Raw genomic sequence first — 863 nt, forward strand, 5'->3', positions numbered from 1 at the left:
ATCAGTTGGTGCGCCTGAGCGGCGTTGATGCCGAGATCCTGCGGCAGGGCTGGCGTTTCCATCAGTTGCTTTTGGTTACGCCGGTATTCCACGATATGCATAAAGGCAGTGACCGCACCTTCGGGCGTGCGGTAGGTGGGAATGCCTGCCTCATTGAACAGACGGCGCGCCTCCTGAGAGGAATATTCGCCGCACCAGTTGGTGAGCAAGGTGATGCGTTTGCCGCGTGGATGCGCCTGACAGCAGGCAATTAACTGCTGTGCGCTTTCGGTGCCGGGCGCGGCCGCACTCGGTGCGTGGATGATCAGCAGGGCGTCGTAGTCATCGCTGTCCAGCAATACCGAAAGTGTGCTGAGATAGCGTGCCGCCGTGGCGTCGTCGCGCAGATCGAGCGGGTTTCCGATGTGGACTTCCTCGGGCAATACGTCACGCAACTTCTGTTGCGTCTGTTCCGTTAAGGTCGCCAGCTTACCCTGTCGGCTAAGCAGTTGATCGAGCGCCTGTGCGGCGGGTGAGGCACCGTTACTGACAATCAACAAACGCTCACCGCGCAGCGGGCGCAGGTGGCTCAGCGTTTCCACCGCGGAGAACAGCTCGTGGGTGTCACGGACACGCAGCAGACCGGCACGCTGGATGGCCGCATCGTAGGCGGCATCCAGCCCGAGTTGGTGCCCGTGCAATAACTGCTGAGCCAACTGCGTTCTGCCGCTCTTGATAACCAGGATGGGCTTGTTTCTGGCGGCGCTGCGCGCGGCGGACAGAAAACGCCGCGCATCCTTGAGCTGCTCCAGATGCAATAAAATGGCGCTGGTTTTACCATCACGCGCCAGAAAATCGAGGACATCGTCCACATCGATATCCAG

Annotated in this window: 1 pseudogene; it reads right to left on the reverse strand. The window is 60.3% G+C overall.

What is annotated here, in order from left to right:
* Positions 1-863: pseudogene (locus J5224_RS31215) on the reverse strand (protein acetyltransferase); the annotation flags it as partial.

Source organism: Candidatus Symbiopectobacterium sp. NZEC135, from assembly GCF_025962695.1.